Origin of the sequence: Pseudoalteromonas sp. SR44-5 (assembly GCF_014163675.1) — a bacterium.
GTDB lineage: Bacteria > Pseudomonadota > Gammaproteobacteria > Enterobacterales > Alteromonadaceae > Pseudoalteromonas > Pseudoalteromonas rhizosphaerae.
In genome coordinates this window covers 1-18,308 of the sequence record NZ_JACJDT010000049.1, presented here as the reverse complement: position 1 = coordinate 18,308, position 18,308 = coordinate 1, and the positions used below count along the sequence as shown (strand labels likewise).

At 39.4% G+C, this 18,308-nt stretch carries 20 protein-coding genes and 1 pseudogene; 10 read left to right on the top strand and 11 right to left on the bottom strand.

Features of this window, described 5'->3' with window-relative positions; translation table 11 throughout:
• The first annotated feature begins 32 nt into the window (after positions 1-32).
• From H5154_RS19215 to H5154_RS19205, 3 genes are read left to right on the top strand one after another with little or no spacing between them, the layout of a single operon-like run.
• Entirely contained in the window at positions 33-2,759 is a 2,727-nt protein-coding gene (locus H5154_RS19215; RefSeq protein ID WP_182719312.1) for a CHASE domain-containing protein, read from the top strand.
• The gene (locus H5154_RS19210; RefSeq protein ID WP_182719311.1) at positions 2,749-4,113 is read left to right on the top strand and encodes a carboxylesterase; all 1,365 of its coding nucleotides are present in this window, start codon (positions 2,749-2,751) and stop codon (positions 4,111-4,113) included. Before H5154_RS19215 ends, H5154_RS19210 begins: the two co-directional genes overlap by 11 nt.
• Positions 4,113-5,255, top strand: a complete 1,143-nt coding sequence (locus H5154_RS19205) for a GNAT family N-acetyltransferase (RefSeq protein ID WP_182719310.1) — start codon at positions 4,113-4,115, stop codon at positions 5,253-5,255. Before H5154_RS19210 ends, H5154_RS19205 begins: the two co-directional genes overlap by 1 nt.
• Here the strand turns inward: H5154_RS19205 and H5154_RS19200 are convergent.
• Positions 5,252-5,842: a DUF938 domain-containing protein gene (locus H5154_RS19200; RefSeq protein ID WP_182719309.1), complete on the bottom strand. Its 591-nt coding sequence runs from the start codon at positions 5,840-5,842 to the stop codon at positions 5,252-5,254. The two genes, H5154_RS19205 and H5154_RS19200, sit on opposite strands and share 4 nt — an antisense overlap.
• 198 nt (positions 5,843-6,040) lie before the next feature.
• Between H5154_RS19200 and H5154_RS19195 the strand changes: the two genes are divergently transcribed.
• The 5 genes from H5154_RS19195 (at position 6,041) to H5154_RS19175 (ending at position 9,073) form a co-directional block, all read left to right on the top strand.
• Positions 6,041-6,220, top strand: a complete 180-nt coding sequence (locus H5154_RS19195; RefSeq protein WP_182719308.1) for a hypothetical protein — start codon at positions 6,041-6,043, stop codon at positions 6,218-6,220.
• Between the two features lie 98 nt (positions 6,221-6,318).
• On the top strand, positions 6,319-6,684 hold the full coding sequence (locus H5154_RS19190) for a hypothetical protein (RefSeq protein WP_257325145.1): 366 nt from the start codon (positions 6,319-6,321) through the stop codon (positions 6,682-6,684).
• A gap of 8 nt (positions 6,685-6,692) precedes the next feature.
• On the top strand, positions 6,693-8,069 hold the full coding sequence (locus H5154_RS19185) for a lyase family protein (protein WP_182719307.1): 1,377 nt from the start codon (positions 6,693-6,695) through the stop codon (positions 8,067-8,069).
• A 117-nt stretch (positions 8,070-8,186) separates the two neighbouring features.
• On the top strand, positions 8,187-8,663 hold the full coding sequence (locus H5154_RS19180) for a hypothetical protein (RefSeq protein ID WP_182719306.1): 477 nt from the start codon (positions 8,187-8,189) through the stop codon (positions 8,661-8,663).
• A gap of 11 nt (positions 8,664-8,674) precedes the next feature.
• Positions 8,675-9,073, top strand: coding sequence for a hypothetical protein (locus H5154_RS19175; protein ID WP_182719305.1), 399 nt, complete (start codon positions 8,675-8,677; stop codon positions 9,071-9,073).
• A 19-nt stretch (positions 9,074-9,092) separates the two neighbouring features.
• Here H5154_RS19175 and H5154_RS19170 read toward each other — a convergent pair whose 3' ends face one another.
• From H5154_RS19170 to H5154_RS19135, 8 genes are all read right to left on the bottom strand, one after another.
• Positions 9,093-9,278: a hypothetical protein gene (locus tag H5154_RS19170; protein ID WP_145242705.1), complete on the bottom strand. Its 186-nt coding sequence runs from the start codon at positions 9,276-9,278 to the stop codon at positions 9,093-9,095.
• A 63-nt stretch (positions 9,279-9,341) separates the two neighbouring features.
• The gene (locus H5154_RS19165) at positions 9,342-9,659 is read right to left on the bottom strand and encodes a hypothetical protein (protein WP_145242704.1); all 318 of its coding nucleotides are present in this window, start codon (positions 9,657-9,659) and stop codon (positions 9,342-9,344) included.
• The gene (locus H5154_RS19160; RefSeq protein ID WP_182719304.1) at positions 9,656-10,294 is read right to left on the bottom strand and encodes a hypothetical protein; all 639 of its coding nucleotides are present in this window, start codon (positions 10,292-10,294) and stop codon (positions 9,656-9,658) included. Before H5154_RS19160 ends, H5154_RS19165 begins: the two co-directional genes overlap by 4 nt.
• A gap of 65 nt (positions 10,295-10,359) precedes the next feature.
• Positions 10,360-11,052, bottom strand: a complete 693-nt coding sequence (locus tag H5154_RS19155) for a PspA/IM30 family protein (protein ID WP_145242702.1) — start codon at positions 11,050-11,052, stop codon at positions 10,360-10,362.
• A 30-nt stretch (positions 11,053-11,082) separates the two neighbouring features.
• Entirely contained in the window at positions 11,083-11,496 is a 414-nt protein-coding gene (locus tag H5154_RS19150) for a YjfI family protein (protein WP_145242701.1), read from the bottom strand.
• A gap of 79 nt (positions 11,497-11,575) precedes the next feature.
• On the bottom strand, positions 11,576-13,297 hold the full coding sequence (locus H5154_RS19145) for a polyamine aminopropyltransferase (protein ID WP_182719303.1): 1,722 nt from the start codon (positions 13,295-13,297) through the stop codon (positions 11,576-11,578).
• 3 nt (positions 13,298-13,300) lie between these two features.
• Positions 13,301-14,200, bottom strand: coding sequence for a DUF350 domain-containing protein (locus H5154_RS19140; protein WP_182719302.1), 900 nt, complete (start codon positions 14,198-14,200; stop codon positions 13,301-13,303).
• 38 nt (positions 14,201-14,238) lie between these two features.
• Complete coding sequence (locus tag H5154_RS19135) at positions 14,239-15,171, bottom strand: CHAD domain-containing protein (protein ID WP_182719301.1); 933 nt, start codon at positions 15,169-15,171, stop codon at positions 14,239-14,241.
• A gap of 481 nt (positions 15,172-15,652) precedes the next feature.
• Here H5154_RS19135 and H5154_RS19130 point away from each other — a divergent pair, with 481 nt between their 5' ends.
• On the top strand, positions 15,653-16,126 hold the full coding sequence (locus tag H5154_RS19130) for a hypothetical protein (protein ID WP_182719300.1): 474 nt from the start codon (positions 15,653-15,655) through the stop codon (positions 16,124-16,126).
• Between the two features lie 61 nt (positions 16,127-16,187).
• Entirely contained in the window at positions 16,188-17,540 is a 1,353-nt protein-coding gene (locus H5154_RS19125) for a hypothetical protein (protein WP_182719299.1), read from the top strand.
• Positions 17,541-17,719: 179 nt separating this feature from the next.
• Here the strand turns inward: H5154_RS19125 and H5154_RS19120 are convergent.
• Together H5154_RS19120 and H5154_RS24205 are read right to left on the bottom strand one after the other, a co-directional pair.
• Positions 17,720-18,184: pseudogene (locus H5154_RS19120) on the bottom strand (IS630 family transposase); the annotation flags it as partial.
• A gap of 30 nt (positions 18,185-18,214) precedes the next feature.
• On the bottom strand, positions 18,215-18,308 hold a 94-nt coding region (locus tag H5154_RS24205), incomplete at its 5' end, for an IS3 family transposase (protein WP_404936147.1).

Sequence of the window (18,308 nt, the reverse complement as noted above, 5' to 3'; positions counted from 1 at the left end):
CATTATAAAAATAATATTTAACAAGGATGCATGTGAAGATTTTTCGTTCAACATCCAGTTCTTTTGTTTTTTACATATCGTTTGCTGTTGCTTATTTTGCAACTGGTAAGTTATTAACTAATTTTGCCTTTCAATCACAAGTCATCCCTATTTGGCTCCCTGCTGGTATTGCCTTAGTTGGCTGTTTTATCTGGTGGTGGCGTTTTATGCCGGCATTATTTATTGCCTCTGTCGCCTTTAATTTAAGTACCGGTGATAACCCGATCACTGATCAGGTTTTAATTGGCAATACGCTAGAACAAGTACTGCTAATCGGCTTAGGCGCCGTGCTACAAGGCATGATTGGCGCTGCTCTTTTAAAGTACTGGCTAGGCCATCCGCTGTATTTAAAACAACGCCAATCGATTATTTATTTTATTTTTATCGTCGGTATTGTCGTCAGCCTCATATCGGCCAATATTGGAGTCTATGCTTTAAGTCAATTTAATCCCGCCTACAGCATTGAAAATCACTGGAAAAATGTTACTTATTGGTGGTTAGGTGACTCACTCGGTGTGCTGATCGCAACCCCCTTTTTATTGGCCTTACTACAGCCTAAATTTAAACGACACTACGTCACCCCATTGCCAACCATCGCAGTCTGCTCGGTATTATTCGTCTCTGTCGCCTTAACCACTAAACTATACAACCAAGAGACTTATTCAAATGCGATACAAATTGCCAAGCGTGAAACATCTATCATTGAAAACAGTTTACTGCGCAATTTAAATCTTAGCCAAATAACCGTACAAAGCCTTGCGAGCCAAATTCAATCAACACCAACTTTAAGTCAGCAAGAGTTTGATAGCTACAGTGCCCAATTACTGGCTGAGCATTCATTTATTAAAGCATTTTCATGGAATCGCAAAATTCCCCCAGCTCAGGTCAGTGATTTTAACAAGCAGCTCGATGAAATTTATAATTCATATAACTTTGATCCGAGTATTAAAGGAGCGCCATTATCAAACGACGATCCATTAGTGATTATTACCTATATAGCCCCTTTTGCAGAAAATCAATCCGCTATTGGTTTTAACCTCAATTCTCGTAAAGATCGCCGTGAGACTTTACTCGACCCACGCATCAAAAATCGCCCTGTAGGCACTAAAATAATTCAATTAGTGCAAGCACAACAACCTGAGCCCGCTTATTTATTATTTGCTCCGGTGTATCAACAAAATAATGAAGTTGCCTCAATTAAAGGCTACGCAACAGGTGTATTTTTAGTGGAAAACATACTTGCTCAATCGCTTACCCAAGCACAAAATAAGATGTTTAATATCGCTATTTATGAAGCCAATGCTACCAACCCGTTTTATTCAAACGCCGAAAATGTGCCGACCAAAAGCAATAAGCTTACAACCATCACGATTAATTTTGCAGGGCAAACATGGCTAGTTGATTTAACGATTAAAGATGAGTTCCTACCGCATCAAACTAATCACATGACACTCTTTTTAATTATTCTACAGGTCATTGTAAGCTCACTTATTTTACTGGTATTACTGTTATTCAATCATCAACATATTGCTCTATCGCGCTTAGTAGCGGAACGTACTCGCTCGCTTGTCAGAGCTAAAAAGCAATCTGATTTAGCGAATCAAGCTAAAAGCCGGTTTTTAGCCAATATGAGTCATGAAATTCGTACGCCGCTTAATGCAGTGATCGGTTTTTCAACCTTAGCTAAAAGTGAAGATAGCGCTGAAATTCTCATCGGTTATCTAAATAAAATTAATTTAGCGTCTAAATCATTGTTAAGTTTAATCAATGATGTACTCGATATCTCTAAAATTGAATCACAAAAGCTCACCGTGGAAGTCGCTCCTTTTGATTTAAATGCTCTTCTTGCTCGGATTAGTAGTATGTTCGAACAAAGCGCTGAACAAAAAGGCATTCACTGGAAGGTTGATAACCAATTACCAACTGATATTTGGTTTGAAGGTGATGTTATGCGAATTGAGCAAATTTTATTAAACCTATGTAGTAACGCCATTAAGTTTACCTGCGAAGGTGAAGTAAGTGTTAGCGCATACTGTAAGGAGATCACCGATAAACGTAGGCAAATTACTTTGGCTATTAAGGACTCTGGCATCGGCATTGCGCCATCAGAGCAAAGTAAATTATTTGATGCATTCACCCAAGCTGATAATTCCACATCACGCAAGTTTGGTGGCACCGGGCTTGGCTTAACAATCGCAAAAGAACTTAGTTTGCTAATGTCTGGAGATATCAGCGTACAAAGCGAGCCAGGTAAAGGCTCCACATTTACCCTGTCTGTCGAGTTAAATACCTGTGCTGCGCAACAAGTAACGGCAAAGCACACACAACAGCATGTTGATTTAAGCAAACTAAAGATACTGGTTGCAGAAGATAACAGCGTCAATCAATTAGTAATAAAAGCAATGCTTAGCTCTTTGGGGATCACTCCAACACTGGTTGAAAATGGCGAATTAGCAGTAGAGCAAGTTAAAATAAATGACTTCGATTTAGTGTTAATGGATTGCCAAATGCCCATTATGGACGGTTACCAAGCCACCGCCTTGATACGTCAAATTAAAAGTACTGAACAATTACCCGTCATTGCCTTAACCGCTGATGTAATGCCTGAGGATAAAGCCAATGCCTTAGCAATTGGTTTTAATCAGCATCTTGCAAAACCCCTCGAACTCGATAAGCTAACCGAGTGCCTAATCAATTATGTAGATGTTTATGAGCCTTAATGGAATATTACTAACTCTCACTTTAATAACAACCTCTAGCCTTGCTATCAGCCAAACCAACTGCGTTACTCAGTTAACTGATTTAAACTATATTATGAACAGCAAAAAGCAGGGCCTATTACGGTTTGAAAAAAGCAATGCTAATACGGATTTTTCCTATCATAGTGAGCAAGCATTTAGTGATTATTTAAGCTTTGCATACCAACATATTTTAGCGGCAAACCCGCGCGCATCAATGCCTTGCCCTATTTTAACTGATACCTATCAGCTTTTAGTTAAACAACAGCAACGCACTAGCCCCCCTAATATAGTTGATCTTATAGCGCCATTTGAATTACGCCAAAATAACAACCACAAAGCAGTTCTATTAATTCATGGCCTTACCGACTCTCCATTTACCTATCATGACTTGGCACAAATTTACTTTCAACAAGGCTATACCGTACGTACTTTGTTGTTACCAGGCCATGGCACCGCAGCTAATGCACTAAACAGTATTAATACCAGACAATTGCAGCAAGCTACAGACTATGCAATTAAACGTACTATAAAAGATTTTGAACAGGTGATTTTAGGTGGCTACTCTACAGGTGCAGCCCTATTACTTAATTATTTAACTGTCGAGCCCGTTGACCCAAAAATAACTGCACTGATGCTATTTTCGCCCGCCACTGAACCACACAATAAAAATGGTTGGCTGGCGAAGTGGATTGACCGTATTCCCTTTGTTAATTGGATAGATAAAGACGCCGATATTGATTTTGCTAAATATGAGTCGTTTCCATTTAATGCAGCAACCGCAGCCGATGATGCTATGCGCTCCATCGCGTTACCAGAACTAATCGAGCGTCAATTACCAAACTTAGCTATTTTTTCAGTGATGAGTGATATAGATACCACCATTGATACCCGTGCATCGCTGCTATTGTTAAGCGCCTTACATGATGTAAAGATACGCCCTGCAAATAGCTTAGATACCTTGGTTTTTTACGGTGATAAAACAACCATTACCAGTGGTTTTCCAAAAGACTATAGGGTATTAAATCCACAGTGCAAAAATACAATCTGTAAAAACATTCATGGTATTTCTCATATTGCCGTAGTTAACTCACCTGATAACCCTTACTACGGTATTGCTGGCGCTTATCGCAATTGCGGCAGTTACCTCGATGATGATACTTTGTATAAGCAATGTAAAACGACCGAAAAACCTAATATTGGCGAGCGTACTGCAGAAAATATTGCAGCATTTCCAACCTTTCAACGTCTGACTTACAACCCTTACTTTACTGAACAAGCACTCTATATAAAACAGTTTATAAAGCAGGTTGAAGGCTCGCAGGGTAATCAATAATGAGTATATTTAGTCACCGCTGGTTAACCAATATCAGTGCAATAGATGCCGCTGTTTGGCAGCAGTTTTTTGCCGATAATCCATTTACTGATCATGCATTTTTATTTGCATTAGAACAAAGCCAATGCGTATCAGCCGCGTCTGGTTGGCAACCGCAACATTTAGCCATTTACCAAAATGATACTTTGGTGGCATTAGCACCCGGCTATCTAAAAAGTCACTCTTATGGCGAATATGTATTTGATTGGGCATGGGCTGAAGCTTACCAGCAACATGGTTTAGAATATTACCCTAAGTGGTTATCTGGCTCACCGTTTAGCCCTATTGAAGGTCAACGCCTTGCGATTGCACACTCACACCCAGAACAAGTGTATCAGTACATAACAAAGACTTTAACAGCTCAATGTGAGCAACAAGGTTGGTCTGGCTGGCACATTAACTTTTGCTCGCAACTGCAAGTCTCTCAACTCACACCACATCAAGGTATGCATCGTATTGGCGTGCAGTTTCAATGGCAAAATCAAAACTACGCTACTTTTGACGATTTTTTAGCGCAGTTAACCGCACGAAAACGTAAAGTATTGAAAAAAGAACGTAATAAAATAACCCAGCAAAATATTAGTATTAAATGGCTGCAAGGTGAACAGATAACTAAAGCTGTGATGAGCCAGTTTTGCGAATTTTACCAACGCACTTATTTAAAACGCTCTGGCCACATGGGTTATTTAAATCATGACTTTTTTATTTTGTTACATGCCTTAATGGCCGATAAACTGGTGATCATGCATGCCATCCATGATCACGAAGTGGTCGCTGCAACACTGAGCTTTAAAAATAATGACACACTATACGGGCGCTATTGGGGAGCTATAGCAGAAATTGATTGCCTGCACTTTGAGCTTTGCTATTACCAAGGTATTGAATATTGTATTAAACATCAGCTTCAGTGTTTTCACTCAGGTGCGCAGGGCGAGCATAAAATAGCACGAGGTTTTGCACCGGTATTTACTCACTCCGTACATGCCGTAATGGATGCTACTTTTAGCCCTGCGATAGCAGATTACTTACAACGTGAGCGTCAGCATATGCGCATCTATCATCAGCAATGCACTGAATTATTACCTTTTAAGATTGATAACTAATAACGTTTAAAAATCAATAACTGATTATTAGCAGGCATCGCAATATCATCAACAAGCATTAACCCTGCTTGCTCAGCTAATTGCTGTACCCATTCGAAATCACGAATGCCACTTTGGCTGTCTTGCTGATTTAAAAATTCATCAAAACGCTGATTACTTTCACTGGTAAAGTTGCCGTTGTATTTAAATGGGCCATAAATACACACGAGACCTTTTGACGCTAAATGCTTATTAACACCTGTAAAAAACTGCTCAACTAACGGTTTGCTGACGATGTGTAACGTATTAGCGGTATAAATAGCATCAACGGTATTTATTGGCCAAGGGCGATTTAGATCTAACTCTACCGGTGCGTGCAAATTATCTAGCTTTGCTTCATCAAGCCACTGTTTAATACCATTATGATTAACCAAGCGATCACTGGTATGCCATTGTAAGTGAGGCAAATTAGCAGCGAAGTGCACGCTGTGTTGCCCCGTACCTGATCCCACCTCTAACACACTCTCGACTTGTGCTAAATATGCTGTGATGACGCTTAATATTGGATTTTTATTATTTTCACACGCTTGCGAGAAAGGTTTCGTCATATATATTTCCAAGCATCTCAATACAGATGCACCAAGATTGGTAAAGTATGCCCATTAGTAAAGCAAATCTTGCAACAGATGTCGCTATTAAATAATTAATTTTATATAAAAACTATATAATTCAAAGTAATAAAAAAAATATTGAGCATGGTATGAGTTATGCATTTATCTAATTGAATCAACCAAACGGAGAAGATTATGTATATATCACCTTATACCGCCCTAGACGCTGCAATTGCGGCAAGTGAAAAACCAGTAACAGATAAAATAGGCTGTGATGAACGTGCCACTGTAATTGATTTACTATCGCAAACAAATCAACAAAATCAGGCGTTAAAACATGAAACAGACCAAATATTTATTCTTGGCTACAATTAAAAAACTCACCTTCCGCCAATATTTACAATTTGTGACTTGCACCGAAACCGATTAACTGTAATGATAATAATTACCATTACAGTTAATCGGTTTTTCTTATGCATGAACATCACGCTATGCTTTATTATCAACAGCAAATGAAATGTATTTGCCCGCGACCAGGGCTACATGCGCCAGCTTTAGTGGCAAATTACATTGAAGCTGGCCTGAGTGCTGCACGTCATTACGAAAAAAACCACAGTCTATTGCTGCAAGAACTCTATCTAAGACGCACTTTCCATGAAATCCTCAACAAAATGTGCGACTCTTTAGTCCATTGTGCAATTCGCAAACAATGTTTAGAGCAACTTTATAAACCGTTACTGGCATTAAAGCGCTTTTATAGAAGTCATAATAGTATCAAGAAATACCTGATACTAGAGCGTGAAGCCCGTATTCTCAGTCACGAATTTAACCCTTTCTAGGAGTTTTCATGAGCGAATTTAGAACCGAATCAGATAGTATGGGCGAATTACAAGTCCCTACAGATGCACTTTATCAAGCGCAAACTCAACGTGCTGTAAATAACTTTCGCATTAGCGATTTAGTAATGCCAAAACAGTTTATTACCGCTCTTGCTTATATCAAACAGGCCGCAGCGCAAAGCAACTACGAGCTAGGTCATCTCAGTAAAAATAAAGCACAGTTAATCGAGCGCGCATGCCAAGAGATCATTGATGGCGAACATTTAGAACACTTCCCTATTGATATATTTCAAACAGGGTCAGGTACTAGCACTAATATGAATGCTAATGAGGTGATTGCAACTTTAGCAAGTCGTTATGGTGATGAGGTTATCCATCCCAACGACGACGTAAACATGGGGCAAAGCTCTAACGACGTGATCCCTACCACTATTGCTGTAAGCAGTGTAATTAACGTGGTGTATGAACTATTTCCGGCGCTGGATCAGCTATCCCAAACGTTGGAGCGCAAAAAGTCAGAAATAGGTGAAATCGTAAAAACGGGTCGAACTCATTTGATGGATGCTATGCCAGTGACATTTGCGCAAACTCTAGGGTCTTGGCAACACCAAGTTGATAGTGCAATGGCAGGGATCCGCTATAGCCTTGAAGGGGTATCTGCTTTAGCGCAAGGAGGCACAGCCGTTGGTACTGGTATAAATGCCGATCCCCTGTTTGCTGAGCAATTTTGTAAAAATCTCAGTGCCAACGTCGGTGTACGCTTTGTGCCAAGCAAGAACTTTTTTTATAACATAGGTTCGCAAGACACCATTGTCGCTTTATCAGGGCAGCTAAAAGTGCTCGCTGTTGCACAAATGAAGATAGCAAACGACCTACGTTGGATGAATTCAGGTCCACTAGCTGGCCTTGGTGAAATCGAACTTGAAGCTTTACAACCCGGTTCATCAATTATGCCCGGTAAAGTAAATCCTGTGATCCCTGAAGCGGCAGCCATGGTTAGTGCACAAGTGATTGGTAATGACGCAACTATTACTGTTGCAGGTCAATCAGGTAACTTCGAACTCAATGTAATGTTACCTGTAATAGCTTACAATATTTTGCAAAGTATTGAGTTACTGGCAAATAGTAGTCAAGCATTAGCTGATAAAGCGATTCGATCCTTTAAAGTGAAACACACCAATATCGACAAAGCACTCGCCAAAAACCCCATATTAGTGACCGCGCTTAATCCAGTCATTGGTTATGCTAAAGCAGCTAAAATTGCCAAACAAGCATATCAAGATGGCCGTCCAATTCTTGATGTTGCTGAGCAAGAAACTGACCTATCACGTAGTGAGCTGGAAGCTTTACTCAATCCCGCAAAATTAACCCAAGGCGGGCTATAAAAATATTAAACCCGTCCTTAGCGTCGGGTTTAACCTTTGAATGCCATAGTTTTTATTGCTGTGTTATCTGCAAAGTGTATGATGGTGGTTACTTGTTCACCACTATGAAGGTTTATCATGCGCTTATTTATTATCGCGCTTCTACTGCCGTTATGTTTATCGGCTTGTTCTGATGCTGCGACTCCGAATAACAACCAACTTAGCCCGGCTCCTGCAGCGCTAGTTAAAAATAATCAAGCGACTAAGTTAAACCCGCAAACAGAAGTTCCGGCAACAAGAGATAACATTAAAAAGGTCCACCAGCAATTACAGACACAAATTGCAGATCTAAACTGCGATAACAGCTCTCAATGTAAAGTATTACCGGTTGGTAGCCGTGCGTGCGGCGGCCCTAGTAGCTATATTGTTTACTCTAATAAAACGGCAAATGAGCAAGCCGTTGAAAAGTTAACTCAGCAGATCACCAGCCTTGAAAGCCAATTTAATGCACAGAACAAGATGATCAGTATTTGTCAGCACCTGACTGCCCCTGCGACTCAGTGTATTGAAAATAAATGTGTTAAACTAGAAAGCTCTGCGACAAGTGTTTATTAAGGGAAACCAATATGAGTCGTTCATCATATTCTAAATTTTTAGTAACAACAGCCAGTTTGCTGATCCTCAGTGGTTGTGTCAGCACTTCTGACTCAACACCAGCAAACGGCAATGCAAATGTATCTAAATTAAATAGCGCATTGGCTGAGTTGGTGCAAGATAATAGCTGTACCGCGAGTTTTCAATGTAAGGTGCTTGAAGTAGGCCAACGCGCCTGTGGTGGTCCAAGCCGCTATGTAGTGTACTCAACCTTGCACACACAACAAGAAAATGCAGAACAGTTAGCGGATCAAATTACTCAGCAAGAAACTGCCGATAATAAAACCAATGGTTTAAATGATTGTTTACCGGTTTTACCTGTGCAAGCATTATGTATTGATCAGCAATGCCAGTCGTTTGAGCTAAAATAGTCGCTCTGCTGCAACCGCGCTATACCAATAATGGGATCAGCGCGGAAATTACCACGACCGCCACAATACAAATCCCTGCTTTAAAAATAAAATGCATCGGCATCTGCTTTTTAACCCAATAGGCATAAATAAACCGTAAGAAATAACTCGCTGCCGTGCCAAACAAAGCAAAAATTAGTAGATAGGCGATTAAAATAATATTCACAACAACTCATTATTTGATAATTTAAGCCCTAAGTGTAAGGGCTTAATAATCAGAAGGCAAAACCTAGCGTTTACTAGTTCGAGCAATCAGTAACTCAGCAACTTGCTGTTTTACTGCCCGCTTATCATCTGGGGCAACGCCAAAGCGTTCAGCAAGTAATGCTATTTCTTCATCATTAAGGTTAAATGATAAACGTTGACGCGTTTTTTTTGATTTAACCTCAAGTGATAAAATTTTGCGGATCATATCGGATGGCGTTAGCTCTTGATCAATGGCTTGCTTTTTTATCGATTTTTGCACTTCACTGCTAAGATCAAACGCCATTTGCGTGGCTCTTACAGCCTGCTCCTGACGTAACCATTTATCTTTTGCATTACTCACTGCGCATCTCCAGGGAACAGATCAACAATGTCTGTGATTGGTCGGGTTAAAGTGAGTGATACTTCAGTTTCTCCACCATCCCAAATCTCAATGTTTAAACCATGGCTCCCATCGCTCGACTCAAGGCAAATCATTTCGCATGGTTCGCCACCTTCTTGCTCATAGCGTGGTAATGGCTGGCTACGATAATCTTTATTATGAAAATAACACACAAATGGTGATTCACTTTGTTGATAGCTTTTAGCTAAAAACTGCATGTAACGCTCTGGTGTATTTTTCACTTCTATGTAGGTTAAATCATCTTCGTCAAAGATGCGCGCAAACTCATCCAGTGTGAAGATTTCATCCACTTCATCACGTTGGATTTTGATTGAAAAATTCGCCCACTCTTCACCATCGCTGCGCTCTATTTGCAAAAAAACCACCTTGCCAGCATCACTTTCAAGTACTAGCTCATAATCTGCACTGTGCTGATATTGATAAGTTTGCACATCGGTAACGCGCAATGTTTGGCCTTTTAGCCAACTTGGGTAAGCAAACGAATCAATCACTGTGAACATATCACCTTTTTTAAGTTCACTAGGGTGATTTAATTGGCGTTCAGGGGCTTTTTTAGACTTAAAGAAGTTAAACATAGACTGCCTCATAAGCAAAAAAGGTAACTTATAATAAGTTACCTTTTAATAATCGTAATTGCGCGTTAGCCGTTTTGCTTCGCTTTAATACGCGCTAAGATATCTGCACTTTTTGGATTGCTATCACCAATTCCAGCTTCAGCCATTTTAGCTTTAAGATCATCGCCATTAGTGTCAGCTTCAAGTACTTTAGCAGCACCAAGCTGGTCACTACGATCTTGTTGACGTTGCTTGATACGCTCAAGTGATTGGCGTGCATTCGTCATCGACGAGCTATTAGTATTAAGTGTGCTATTTACTGCCATTGTTGCTTGTTGCACGCTTTCAGTGGTTTTAACCATAGTAAGCTGACGTTGGTTTTCTTTGATCGATTTTTCAGCATCTTTTACTTGCTGCTTCAACGTTACAATGTGATTGCTAAAACCAGCTAACACTTGATCATGCTCTGCTTTTTCAGCTTCAAAGTCGCCAATTTTCTCAGCAATTTCTAGCGCTAACGGTTCATTACCTTTTTCAAGTGCTTGACCTGCATACGCTTCGTGCTCAGCAATTGAGGCATCTAATGCGCTAATCTTACGCTTCGTTTGCATTTCTTTAGCCATCACTTCAGTTAGGCTTTTTTTAGCACGCTGCAGCGCGTTTTGCGCATCAGCAATTTCTTGTTCAAAGATACGAATCCCATTCGCGTCAACAATTGCTTCGCCCGCTTCACGCGCGCCGCCACGTACTGCTGTAAATAACTTTTTTAAAATACTCATAATCTTAACTCCACTTAAAATAGCTAGCTGTTAATCGTTTAAATAAATGGTTACCGCTTCTAATGCATCGATGGCATTATCAGCTAAAGTAACTAGCTCATGGGTAATATCATCAAACGATGAATTAACCGACAAAGCACCAAAGATCGCATATTTATCATCAATCTTCGCAAATGCACTCAGCGGGATTGGTACATTCAAACGTAATAAGGTTTCATTCAACTCATCACGTAGCTCAGGCTTCACTTCCTCATCAGCGAACAAATAGCTAATACATAACAGCTGCTCTTGTGTCTGAGTAACAAAAATAGGAAGCTCATCATTGCCATCTACTATGACTTGCAACACATCTTGCTCGCCGGGATTGGCAATCAAGAAAGACTCAAAGTTAGCGCCTTCAGTTTCAAAAGATGCTAGTTTTATTGAAAGTTCATTTAATTCCATGTCTCTGCCTTTTGTCATTTGACATATTATGTCTGAGTTAAGATTCGCATGGTCGACATATTATGTCAACCATGATTTATTAATTTTTATACAATTCACTTTCTATCTGCCATGCACTACGATAATAATCATATAAAGTACCTGAGCCTAATTGATTGACTTCAATATCATTTATTTGTTCAAAATAATGATTGGGGAATACGAATGCTGCCAATAAATATTTTTTACTGATCCATCTAGAAGCAACTGGTAAGCTTGTTATATCGCTAATTCTCGCACTTGCAGATTGACCTGTGGTGGTTGCAATCGTCCATCCCCATTGTCCAAATGATGGAATATTTTGCTGGTATTGCTCAACATGCTTAAAACCTGCCGCTTTGACTGTTTTACCAATACTTAAAAATGCTTTTTTAGCATGATAAGGCGAAGTTGACTGCACAGCCATTGCACCATCTGCGGCTAGTAATTGACGGATATGATTATAAAAATAGTCACTGTACATTTTATTTAAATCGGGATGATTCGGATCAGGTAAGTCAATAATGATGGTATCAAAACGCTTACCTTCATCAAGTAACCGCTCTACTTCAAGAAAAGCATCACCCACTTTAATATGCGATCGAGGATCAGCCATTGAGTGCTTATTAAGTTTAGTTAAGCGCTCATGAATAGCTGCCGGAGGATTAAATTCATCGTCATCATGACCAAATAAACTAAGTAACTGGGCATCTAAATCAATTAAGGTGACTTCTTTAACAGGCCACTTCAATACGTCTCTTAGCGCTAAGCCATCACCACCGCCTATAATCAATACATTATCGTGACGGTTCGAGGCTAATAATGGCGGATACACTAACATTGAATGATAAATTTGTTCATCAATGCTAGAAAACTGTAAGCGGCCGTTTAAGTAAAGATCGGTAATTGGATCGGGTTGATTGCGGCTCAATCGCTCGGTTAACACCAGATGCTGATACTTAGTCGCTTCAGAATAAATAACTTTATCCTTATAAAGCACATTACTTAAATCTTTCATCCAGCTACTACCAAGCATTAAAATAAAACCAAATAACACCAGTAAAGCGATATGACATACCAGTAATAGTTTGGCGTAACGGACATAGCTATGATAACGCCATAAGAATGCCAAACCTGCGATAATATTAAATAGCGCAGTCCATGCTGCAGCCTGCATGATTGGCATAGCCAACATAATGCTAACCCAAATAGCCGCTCCAATACCTGCACCTATATAGTCGGCACCGTAGATCGTGCCAGCATTATTTTCTAAGAAACGACCATAAACATGCTGACGTATGCGAGCGATAAGTGGAATTTCCATACCGATTAATAGACCTAACAATAAGCCAAATACATAAGGAAGGAATCGTGACCACTCTTGGAGTTTTTGAAATATATAGCCGTTAAGAATTACATCAGCTGGTAGATTAAAAATGTCAGAAAAAATATGCGGTAAAGAATAACTAACAGCAATAACGCTGGCTATAGCTAAGATACAGCCCATACCAACAAGTGCAATAAGACTTTCAAGCCAAGCAAAGGCGGTAAAGGCATCCTTAAACCAACGCGCTAAAAAAGCCCCTATACCCATTGCTACGATCATAGTGCCTATCATCGCATAAATAGCGCTCTCTACAGAGCCTAAAACTCGTCCGGCATAATGAGATAGCAGATATTCATAAATAAGGCCACACCCAGCGAGTATGGCCATAACAGTAATTAATAAAAAATCATGCCCAAGTAAGGAGTACTTACTTGGGCTTTGCTTAGAATGTGACAAGTTTTACGCGCCTAATAGAGTTGCCATGGTAATACCCACAGCAAACGAGATTGCCGCTGAAATAGTTGCTACACCCACATTTTTTTGACGGTTCACTTCGTCTGATATATCGCAACCTGAAAGGATAATTTTAATCGTAATTAAATGCAGTACGATAAATGCAATTAAACTAATCAAAGCGCTAATCGCCCAGAAAATCAAGCTGGTGTTAATGCTATCTGCAGCATAAGGCGCGATACCTGAAGCCGCAGTAAGCGCAAGCGCGCTACCGATTAAAAAGCCAGCATAACGAATACCAACAGCCAAGTTACCGTCAACAATTGCTTGTTGTAGGCAATCTCCACTTCGGTTAGTACGCTTAAATAGTTGTACGCGATACTGGCTCACGAGCAATAACGCAATGCTACCAATAATAAACGCTGCTATAACGATTGGTAAACCATGCCAGCCTTCTGTAGCCACCCAAAATAGCGCTGAGCGAATCACGATTGCCACACTCACAACATGGCCAAAATCAATCACCGCGGCAGTTACATTACCCTTCACTATTTCATCATGTAAGCTGACTTTGCGCAGTGCCACTTTATCTTGAAAAAAGTGCCCAAGCTTTATTAGCACAATAGCTAACAAACCATAAGCTGCCATTTGCAATGCTTCTTGCTGTAAGCTCACTGCAAATGCACCACTGCTTACACCCGTCAGCACAATTGCTAAAGCAACTAAGCCAGCAGCAAAGCTAATACCAAACGCAAAATTATCACGCTCAGTGATCTCATCATTGGCATGTAAGTTAGATACCCAACCTTTGATATATTTAAGACTCACAAACAGTGCAATAATAATCGCAAAATCAATCGCGATTGCTTGTAGTGACCACATAGTTATTCCATTAAATTCGTACATATTCTTTAAACTCCAACACTAAATCTTTAAATAGCCGTTTACTTACCGCGACTGACACCGCGAGAGGTTCTATTATTGCTGTTTCTGACCGATCCCGAGTCTTTACTATAGCTACTGGTTTTGGAGTAACTACTGCGACTTTTTGGTGGTGTATAACTGCTACGACTTAACCCAGAAGCCCCAGTTTTTTTAGATGCATAAGGGCTTGTGAATTGCTTACCTTGGCGTTGATACGATTGCTTAGTACGTGTTTCAACGGCGGTTTGTGCTTTAATTTGCTTAGGGCTAGAATAACGCGCACGACCATAATCATTATAATAACTATACTTTCGGCGCTTGCTCCAACTACCATATTCAACACGATCAAATACATCACCTAAAATGCGGTACATGCCATACCACTGCCAAAAGCTGATACCGCTACTGTTAGTTTGCCAATTACCATAATTAGGATTGCCGACTAACTGGTTGCCTTCACCAACCCCTTCAGCCTGCTGACTGATTGCACCGACACGCGCAAGCGAGCCATCCGACATATCAGCAAGCATATTAATAGGATCGGTCAAAGCATCCGAAAATAAAGCGGGCTTTGCAGCATCTCGCAACAAATCAATATTTTGCAGTGTTTCATCGTAAGGAGGAATAAGGTAAGTACTTTTGATATCAGCTAAGCGTTGTTGCAAACCTGAGTAAAGCGGGCCTTTTCGAGTTGCATCTTGCACGAGCACGCCAGCAATTTTAGCTAGCTCTGGCTTTTCATTGCTAAGTATACGGCCATATTCGCTTAATAAAGCGGCATTACGAATTGAGCCGTTATCTAAGGCACTACCAAGTCCTGCTAACTCAACTTCAGCTTTAGCTATAGATTGTTTAATTGTTTCTTGTAACTGCTCTTCTTTCGATTGACAGCCCATAAGTAAGCTTACCAAACAAAATAAACTGATAAGTTTCCAAGCTTTTATATTCGACATTCATGTCACCTGATTTACTAAATTAACCCAGCTAGTTTTACACAGCTCAGAAAGTAAACCAAGGAGGAAATTGCAACAAGATAATATTTTCTAAAGGTCAAAGGCTATGCTTTACTGCACTCAACTTTTAATTAGCTAGATGACAGCTACAGTCTCGACACGGGATCCCCATTCATAGTCGACAAACTCCCACACAAACATGAAGCGCTCAGCTCTTCTGCTTTATAAGCATAAGATCAGCGAGTAAACCTAGTAATAGTTTTTGTAATTTAGTTGGGTGCCCTCTCATTTGAATTTAAAAAAGTGCTCATTTAATAATGGATACTTAAACGTACAAATATCCATTACATAGTATGGCCTAGCTAACCAGATTGAATAATTTGTTCTTATTACATTGACAATGTTGCCTCATTAAAATAATGTAAAAAAGGTACAAAGCAGAGAATGAAAAATTCTCCAATTATATAATAAGTAATTTTTAATGAAGAAAATGTCTATTACCGCTTTTCTAATGTCTTCACTAGTTTTAAGCACTCAAGCATTCGCCGCTGATTTCAGTATAACTAAAGAGAAGCAACCAAGCAGGATGCTAGTATTAAGCTCTGCCGGTGGTCTGTCATCATCTCTATTTTCTATATTACATGGCGATTTAAGAGATATTCCACTTGAGAGTAAAACAGGTAAAATTACTGGGATTAATTACACATCTGCAAATTACCCAGATTCTTTTGGCGAGATTGTTGAATTGTGCTTTTATCGAGCATATAACAACAATCCCGTTAAGTGCGAACCAATTGTGCCAAACTCTACTGGAGAGGTAACAGTATTTAATGGTGAGAGCTTCAAACCAGGTATTCAAGTATCAATTGTTCATAGAGTTGAAGCAACTGGTACTTTCCATTATTCAACACCAAATAGAATAGAAAGTATAACTTTTAACTACACAACTAACTAATTAACACCTTAGACTCCAAATTTAATCAAAGGAGTCTATTTTCGTTTAGAGGGTCAATAGTATGGATATACCTGATATCAAGAGAAGTTTGTTAAATGCGAGAAAAGCTTTTCCTCAGCCACAATCTGACCCCAAAAAAAGTAAGGATATAGAAATACATGCATCGGTTTCTTCATTATCGTCGAAATTAAGTAAGGCCAAAAGCTCTATTGATATTTCTAAATTAAGTCAGCAAAATTTATCTCTACATAAGGAAATACTCTCTTCAAATGCAAAAATAAATAGTGATGAGGTTGCCACAGCAAAATGGGAATTTGAACATTTATCCAAATCAAAACTTGAGACGATAGCATTAGACACAAGTAATACATTTAGCAGCTCAGAGAGGGTAGCTGCATATGAAAGATGGCACACACTTGATCAGCAAAACCTATCAAACCTAAAACGAGACAGCCTTAAATACGAAAGTAACGTTACCGCACTAGCATCATTTGAAGAATTACTATTATCTCATATGAACTCTTTTTCTTCTTTTAGTAAAGCGATGGTTTCCGATGAATATAGCTCGCAAGTAACATCACAGTTCGAGTCTATTTTAGATGAACGGGATTTAGAAAAAAGCAAAAATATAAGCCGGTCTGAGCATTATTATGAAGCTATGGTGACGGATATTTTTGGTGGTACTGAATCAGAAATTTTAAGCGGCGCTGATGGGATGTCCTTATCTAACTTAATGCGAAGTTCTTATGAATTTTTGACACAAGGAGATAGAGAGTTATTAGCTGATATCTATGAATATGCTGATAATAATAATATAGATTTTAAGTATATCCGTCAGTTTGCCAGTGATCTTGGTGGTTACAGAATGCATGACGATGGGAAGATACTTAATAATTTTAATAATGGACACTTCAACGGTGAAGGATACCAGCTTGCGGTCAGCTTTACGGATAAAGATCAAGCTACGATAAATAATATTCTTGATAGTCAGAAAAAATTATCTTCATCTGATATAGATGAGGGTTTCATTTCGTTTATGACTGAACCAGGTTTAAGTGCATTGTCTCATAGGGGTAGTTACCAATTTCTACAACATATGATAGAAATAAAAGCGGGAATAGTGCCAAGCTTTTCGGCTGAAAAATTTAAGGCTTTTGAAGATTCTTCTAAGGTTGATGATCGGTATGTTATTATTACTTCAGATAAGCAGCTCCTCAGACCAGAACCTGATGTTATTTGTAAAAATGGCACCTGTGAAGTAACCGAAAAAGGTCTTAAAAACAATGTTACTTTGGAGGAAAATAAAGGCAATCCAATATTAGATCTTAAATCTAACTCAATAAGCTCCCTGTTAGAACTCAGAGTGAACAATACAACCGAAAATAACACTCTATTTCAATGGCTTGCTGATTGAAGTCGAATTTATTTTAACAACCTTCTAGGCTAATACCAAACACATTTCGGATGCGACGCGCTATGGAGAGCACGCTGTGGTCATAGTTGATCACGCAAGCTGGCACATGGGCAATGTTGATGAAGGCATTAAAAATGTCTCTGTGATACCTTGCCTCCTTATACCAATCTGCATAAAGATTAAGTCAATTTTATCCAGTCTCTAGAGCATATGCTTTTAACCGTATCAGGCACTGAGATGAATTTATTCCACGCTTGCAATACCTGTTCGACTATTTCTTCATAACCACTAAATACACGGTTTGATAGACAGTGTTGCCGTAGCCAACTCCATACTTGCTCTATTGGATTTAACTCCGGGGAGTAAGGCGGAAGTTTTATTAGTGTGACATTATTGAATGGTTGTACCGTATCAATAGTATGCCAACCAGCGCCATCAACGATCACGACCGCATGACGTCCTGCCTCCGTGGCTTTTGATATTAATTCCATGTGTTGCGTCATGACCTCTTTATTGACGATAGGGCTGATCAGCGCTTCTGTTTTACCATTACTTGGGCAGACTGCACCAAATAAGTATCCATACTCAAACTGCTGTTGTTTTGTTGCGCGGGGCCTAGAGCCTGTTTCAGCCCATAAGCGTGTTTGTAATGGTCAACAAATTCTGTAGAGATTCTAAGCGGCATTTTTTAATTCATTATATTTCTGATGTGGCGTCATATAATTAAGCGTAGAATGCCTACGTTTGTAATTGTAAAACTGAATATAA